We start from the raw sequence: 6801 nt of genomic DNA, 5'->3' as shown, positions 1-6801 counted from the left end.
CGTCCCGCCCGTCCTTTTTGGACGGGCGGGACGCCCATCCCACTTTCAAGAGTGGAAGTTATTTAATTCTCATTCCTAAGATCGATTCTGAAAACTCAACCTAAATTTAGATTGGATACTGCCTTTTCAAGAATGTGACGCGGTGCGGTGTCTCTACAAAAAAAAATCTAGGGATACGACACAGCGCCGTGTCCCTAATCTTTTATACTGACAACTGTCCGCTGACTACTGCGCGCGGAGTTAGTCTTTAATTTTGCTGACAGCTTTTTTGACTTGTTGCTCAAAGGATGTAGCTTGTGTATTGGAAGGATTTTTCATTTTTTCAATGTCAGCGTCTCCCTGAACTTCGTTAGGCCCTTTGCTGGCTTTTTCTTGAGTTTCTTCCAAGGACATTGGTTTTTTCAGTACAGCTTCTTGAGATTCTTTTTCAATACCCAAAAGTTTGTCTTCACCTTTGGTGGGGCTGCTAGTAACTGCAAAAGCCGGGAAAGCATTAGAAACAAACATCAAAGCACAAAAACAAACAGCTATTAAAGTGCGGACTAAACGCTTGGCAGGGAAGTTAAAGCTGATAAAAGACATACAAAATTTCTCCGTTTTTAGAAGTTTTGATCGGTAAGATTGTTAACAGGCAGAAGCTCACTCAAATTCTGCACAATCTTTAACTCAAGTTTGAGAAAAGCAACCTTTGCTCTCTTTCAAATTGAGCTAACATATAATATTTAGCTGAAAAAGCTGGGATTTGAAATCCTTCTCAGGGAATATTTCTAGTTGACAGGAGTCGATCGCCCCAAGAGATTTATGTAGAAGGCACTTGTGTAGAATCAAAAAAATTCTCTATAAGTGCCTTCGGATGCGCCTCACATAGCGGTATCAATGTCAGTAACTGGTTTTATCGTGGAGTGGGGGCGGGTTTATTTAGCCTCTTTACAACGTGAGAGGGCGCTTGAGTGAACCCGCAGAGCGGTTTGTTAAAAATGTTGCAAGATATGAGATGCGCCCGACTATCCACTGACTAATGACTAATAACTAATGGCTGCTGCTGTCGCACGGGAACTTGACATTTTGCTAGATAAGTTTTAATTTCTCCTACACTGAGTTGCCCGTAATGCAGCAGGGAAGCCAGTAGGGCTGCTTCTGCTTTGCCCTCAGTCACGGCTTCGTAGATGTGGTGGCAGTTGCCGGCGCCACCGGAAGCAATGACGGGAATTTCGACCATTTCGGCAATGCTGCGAGTTAATTCCAAATCGTAACCGGCTTGAGTGCCGTCCGAGTCCATGCTTGTCACCAGAATTTCCCCCGCGCCGCGCTGTTCGGCTTCCTTGGCCCAGGCGATCGCATCTAGGCCGGTATTTTCTCGCCCTCCGCGCACGTACACGTCCCAACCAGGATTATCCGCGTCTTGCCGTTTGCGGGCGTCGATCGCCACTACAATGCACTGATTACCAAATCGATCGCTGGCTTTGTCAATTAAACTCGGATCGCGCACTGCCGCCGAATTAATACTCACCTTATCAGCGCCCGCCCTCAACAAACTTTTAATTGTGTCTAAGGATTGGATACCGCCGCCCACCGTCAAAGGGATAAATACGCGATCGGCCGTTCGGTACACCACATCGATCATAATATTCCGGTCTTCGTGAGTCGCCGTAATGTCCAGAAACACCAACTCGTCAGCACCGGCATCATTGTAAACCTGAGCCATTTCTACCGGATCGCCAGCATCCTGAAGGTTGACAAAATTGACACCTTTGACCACGCGACCGGCTTTCACATCCAAACAAGGCAAAATTCTTTTCGACAACATAAAATTCTCGTGTTTCCAACTTATTGACCGCCGCAGCGAGGAAAAGGCTTTGTTGATATCTTCAAAAACCCGAAGTTAAGCCACAAATCTTAAAGATACCTTGTGTTTAACAATTCTCGGTCGGAGCCGGAGAGCCATTTTTCAGTTTTTTTAGGCCCCCTGAGAATAAATAAAACTTGGCTCGCAGTGGGAGCCGTGACCTTCGGTAGAATATGGGTAGAGAGTTATGTTTCCGCAAAAAGCAACAAATTTAAGTCCCCAGAGACATCTTTGGGGTGAAAAATATGACAATTTCGCCTATGATCGAACCATAACTACCTTCGCTGGCGATCGAATTGTGGTTCGGCAATCCTGTATGCTTTGGTGCATCGACGATCGACTAAACAATTTTAGATTTGAGAACAGCAGATTTGAGGTTTTTTAGCAGCAATCTCAGTTATAAGCCGCGCGGTAAAGTTAAAATTTAAAGTTTAAAATCTCAAATCGGTTGACTTGATGTCGTTTTTAGGGCTGTGGTGACTTTGCAAGCCAATCCACATTTGGTACTTCGTACAGAGAAAAGCGGCAATCGCTACTTGCCGCTCTCCGGCAGCAATTGCTGGACAGTAGGGCGGAGCGATGACAATAATTTTGTACTGACAGATCGCTGGATTTCCCGTAATCACGCGATGTTACAGCAAATGGAGACAGGAGAGTTCTACCTGATCGACTTGGGCAGCCGCAATGGTTCCTTTGTCAACGGGCGGCGCGTCAGTATTCCTGTCACTCTCAGAAATGGCGATCGGATTATTTTCGGTCAAACCGAATTGGACTTTTACAACCCAACCGCCGGTCACCGACACGATCCAATACACGAGACAGACTCTGAAGATTTTACGGCGACTTTGACGGTGCGTAGCCTGATTAGCGTCATGGTAATGGACATCCGAGACTTTACAGTTTTGACTAGGCAGCTAGACGAAACCCTCCTCTCGGAAGTTATCGGCAACTGGTTCCGCAAAGCAGGACAGATCATTCGCGAACACGGCAGTTGGGTGGACAAATACATCGGCGATGCCATCATGGCAGTCTGGTTCCACAAAACCAGCGGTGTCAGCAGCGAGGAAATGATGCGGATTTGCCAAGCTTTGAGCGAACTGCACAAGGCAACAGACGAACTCAGCAGCCGTTACCCCCTGCCTTTTCCTTTGCGAGTCGGGGCTGGCATCAATACCGGTTATGCAATGGTGGGAAATTCTGGCAGCAGCGACCGATCGGACTATACCGCCTTGGGAGATACTGTAAACGCAGCATTTCGCCTGGAATCTTGCACCAAGCAACTTGGCAAGGATATCGCTGTGGGAGAAACTACCTACAAATACCTGACGCAATTGGGGGCGCAGGGCGCTTTCGAGCAGCACACCGTTGCTTTAAAGGGTTACGACACTCCCACGGTGACTTACGGCGGTACTTATGCTGACTTGAATGCTTTTCTCAAAACGAAAGGAAAAAGTTCTTGATAGCGAGAAAATTGGGGCGGGGCAAAAATTAACCCTTTAAAATGGCAGTCCGAGTTTTTAATTGGGAGTGCCTTTGATAAACTTGCCTGCGATGCTTAAAAGTCGGCTATTGTCATATATTGTCCGCCTTGTCAATACCAAAATGTAAAGTTTATAACAGCCCTCTACCTATTGCGGATTTATCTGAAAAACTGCATAAGCAAAATGGTAGTCTCTACATAAATGCTGTGTATGAAATTGGGAGACAAAACTTCATGAAACGATTGGGTCGTCTATTGGCAGTATTGGGCTTAGTGCTGGGCTGCTTTGCATGGGCTGGAGACCAAAGCGCGATCGCGGCGTCATTAAGCCGTATCGTCTTGCCATCATCCTCGCTCCTAGCTGTTGAAGCTCCGGCTAGAACCAATCGCGCCGATGAGAAGCTTGCCACAGAATACGGCAAAAAACTTGATTTGAACAACAGCGCCGTCCGGGACTTTCGCCAATATCGAGGGTTGTATCCCACTTTAGCTGGACTAATTATTAAGAACGCTCCTTACGAAAAAGTTGAGGACGTACTCAACATTTCAGGTTTGACGGAAGCTCAGAAAAAAGTGCTGCAAGCTAACTTGGACAAATTCACCATAACTGATGTCGAATCAGTCTTTATTGAAGGAGATACCAGGTTGAATAACGGTCTCTACGACTAGGTAGCAGCGGGCCTCATTTGAAGGCAGAAGTCATTCGGCAGAAAGAAAAGATTTTTTTTCTCTTAGGCTGATGACTTCTGCCTTTAATTTATCAAGACTTACTTTCAACCACCATTCGGCAAAAGCCGACCAAAATTCGCTAGATTGAAATCAGCGGGTTCCCCTGATTCATCTAAAATCTAAAATCTAAAATCTAAAATCTAAAATCTAAAATCTAAAATCCCTTGACTGACATTAGTTCAAGTCCCCAGATTCATCTGTAGACTCAATTCTAAAATCTAAAATCTAAAATCTAAAATAGACTGGCGGCAGACTTATGACTGACAAATTTGACGTATTGGTAATAGGTGCTGGCGCGGCGGGTTTGTATACAGCACTTTGCCTGCCAGAGCATTTGCACGTGGGCTTGATCAATAAAAATACCCTGCCTGTTTCTGCAAGCGATTGGGCTCAAGGAGGGATTGCGGCGGCGATCGCCCCTGAAGATTCCGCAGCGCTGCACGTTCAGGATACACTGGCTGCGGGAGCCGGCCTTTGCGATTTGGAGGCGGTGAAATTTTTAGTCGAGGAAGCTGGTACTTGCATCGACTCCCTGGTGAAAATGGGCGTTGCATTCGATCGCACCGGCCCAGATTTAGCCCTCACCCTAGAAGCAGCCCACTCCCGCCGCCGAGTTCTCCACGCCGCCGACACTACGGGCAAAGCGGTTATCAGTACGCTGACAGCAAAAGTATTGAGCCGCAAAAACATTCAACTCGTATCTCCTGCCTTTGCTTTGAGTCTGTGGCTAGACAAAACCGGGCGGTGTCAGGGGATTAGCTCGATTTGCGGCTCACAAGTCAAGTGGCTGCAGGCCAAAGCCGTGGTGCTGGCGACAGGCGGCGGCGGACAAGTTTTTGCTCAAACGACCAATCCGTCGGTAAGTACCGGGGACGGGGTGGCAATTGCGTGGCGCGCCGGGGCGCTGCTGCGAGATTTAGAATTTGTGCAGTTTCACCCGACGGCGCTGAGTACAGCGGGCGCGCCTAGGTTTCTCATTAGCGAAGCGGTGCGGGGAGAAGGAGCTCATTTGGTTGACAGTAAGGGATATCGCTTTGCTTTTGACTCTCACCCCAGCGGGGAACTCGCCCCTAGGGATGTTGTCAGCCGCGCTATTTTCCGCCACTTGCAAAAGACGGGGGAACCTCATGTTTGGCTGGATTTGCGCCCGATTGCGGTCGATCGACTTCGCTACAGGTTTCCCAATATTATTCAAGTGTGCGCTGATTGGGGAATTGATATTTTTTCCGAACCGGTGCCGGTGACGCCCGCGGCCCATTACTGGATGGGAGGGATTGTCGCTGACAAGTTTAACCAAACTTCGATTCCGGGTTTGTACGCGGTGGGAGAAACTGCGAGCACGGGGGTACACGGCGCTAATCGGTTGGCGAGCAATTCGCTGCTGGAATGTCTGGTCTTTGGGGCGCAGATGGGACTTTTGCAGCTAGAAGATGGAATATCCGAGGCATTCGCCAATCAGTTCGAGGCGGGGGAAATCTGGGAAAAATCGATTTCTGAACGGGACATTGAGGCGATCGAAAGGTTGCGGGTTGAATTGCGGAATTTGGTGTGGCAGAGTGCGGGCATTTGCCGGGGACAGCGGGATTTGGAAAGGGCGATCGTCCAACTTGAGATTTGGCGGCAAGAATTTGCTTTGTTGCCTTTGAGTCAGACGCTTGATAATTTACAGCCCGGACAAATTATTGATTTTTCCCCTGCTGAGGCCCAGAATAGCTCAATTTTGCGAAATTGGGGAGAAGTTGGGAATTTATTGGATATCGGCTACTTAATTGTCAAAAGTGCTGCGTTTCGCACCGAAAGTCGCGGCGGTCACTACCGGGTGGACTATCCTCTCACAGATCCGGATTGGTGCAGCCATACTTTAATTAACCAATCCAATTGGTACAAATCTCCGCGAATAGAAGATTGAAAATTTGGGGTCAGCGCGTTCCCGTACCGTCACTTTCGGGGTTCCCGTTCGGGGTTGGTTCGTATTGTTGGGGATTTCCCAACCTAGAGGTTGGTGTAACTGTCCAAACTCTGGGGTTCTCGCCCGTGCTACGGGCTTTTGTGAAATTGCTAGTTGAGTTGCTGGCAAGTCGAGCCGCATTTGCGGTGCCGACTGTATTCACTTGCAGGCAGGCTGCCAGGGTTGCCGTTGTTGTGAGCTGAATCAAAGTACGCATAGTATTCACAGCCTTATTCAAATCACCGCAATAGATCCCTGTCTGTACCACCTATTATATCTATCAATTTACGTATTTCCACTGATATGTTTACATCTACTTTAATTAATTTTCGTAAGTTTACATAATTTTTTTTACATTAAGGCTTTTGGGGATTGGAATTTGGTTTGAGGTTGTGATTTATTTTAATATTTTGTAACATTTAGATGAGACGGCAAGTTGCTCTCATAAGTTTTATATTTGGCTAAATCTATCTAATGACAGATGACAAATTACAGGATTTTAACTTATGTGACTTTAGATTTGAGATTTTACTACTTTGGACATTTTTTTGAACGGTTTCAAAAAGCTTAGAAGCCTTACAGTTTAAGGAGCGAGCTATTTTTTTAAGTTAGCTGCACAGGGGACGCCTGAAATAATATCTCCCTCACAGCCCAATTAGGGTTTGAGGCCTAAAAATTGCTCTAAATGTGTCTGAAATAATTGAGATTTTAGATAAAAAATTGGTTCTTCCTTACTTACTATGCTAAATCAATAGTTAAAGGCGTAAAATCAATTTAACAAATATGTCAAAATGTAAA

Annotated in this window: 6 protein-coding genes; 3 read left to right on the top strand and 3 right to left on the bottom strand. The window is 46.6% G+C overall.

Annotated features, from left to right (window positions below; all coding sequences use genetic code 11):
- Window positions 1-240: 240 nt before the first annotated feature.
- Together QT979_RS28175 and hisF are read right to left on the bottom strand one after the other, a co-directional pair.
- On the bottom strand, window positions 241-582 hold the full coding sequence (locus QT979_RS28175; protein WP_333216310.1) for a low temperature-induced protein: 342 nt from the start codon (window positions 580-582) through the stop codon (window positions 241-243).
- A gap of 433 nt (window positions 583-1015) precedes the next feature.
- Window positions 1016-1807, bottom strand: coding sequence for an imidazole glycerol phosphate synthase subunit HisF (gene hisF / locus QT979_RS28170; protein WP_333216308.1), 792 nt, complete (start codon window positions 1805-1807; stop codon window positions 1016-1018).
- 512 nt (window positions 1808-2319) lie between these two features.
- Here hisF and QT979_RS28165 point away from each other — a divergent pair.
- From QT979_RS28165 to nadB, 3 genes are all read left to right on the top strand, one after another.
- Window positions 2320-3306, top strand: coding sequence for an adenylate/guanylate cyclase domain-containing protein (locus QT979_RS28165; protein WP_333084136.1), 987 nt, complete (start codon window positions 2320-2322; stop codon window positions 3304-3306).
- A gap of 254 nt (window positions 3307-3560) precedes the next feature.
- The gene (gene psbU, locus QT979_RS28160; protein ID WP_333164451.1) at window positions 3561-3995 is read left to right on the top strand and encodes a photosystem II complex extrinsic protein PsbU; all 435 of its coding nucleotides are present in this window, start codon (window positions 3561-3563) and stop codon (window positions 3993-3995) included.
- A gap of 316 nt (window positions 3996-4311) precedes the next feature.
- On the top strand, window positions 4312-5964 hold the full coding sequence (gene nadB / locus QT979_RS28155; RefSeq protein ID WP_333312316.1) for an L-aspartate oxidase: 1653 nt from the start codon (window positions 4312-4314) through the stop codon (window positions 5962-5964).
- A 10-nt stretch (window positions 5965-5974) separates the two neighbouring features.
- Here the strand turns inward: nadB and QT979_RS28150 are convergent, their stop codons facing one another.
- Complete coding sequence (locus tag QT979_RS28150) at window positions 5975-6229, bottom strand: hypothetical protein (RefSeq protein ID WP_333312315.1); 255 nt, start codon at window positions 6227-6229, stop codon at window positions 5975-5977.
- Between the last annotated feature and the right edge of the window lie 572 nt (window positions 6230-6801).

Origin of the sequence: Microcoleus sp. w2-18bC1 (assembly GCF_036700365.1) — a bacterium.
In the GTDB taxonomy this organism is placed as follows: Bacteria; Cyanobacteriota; Cyanobacteriia; order Cyanobacteriales; family Microcoleaceae; genus Microcoleus.
The sequence above is the reverse complement of the archived record's forward strand: the minus strand, read 5'-3'. Positions and strand labels throughout refer to the sequence as shown.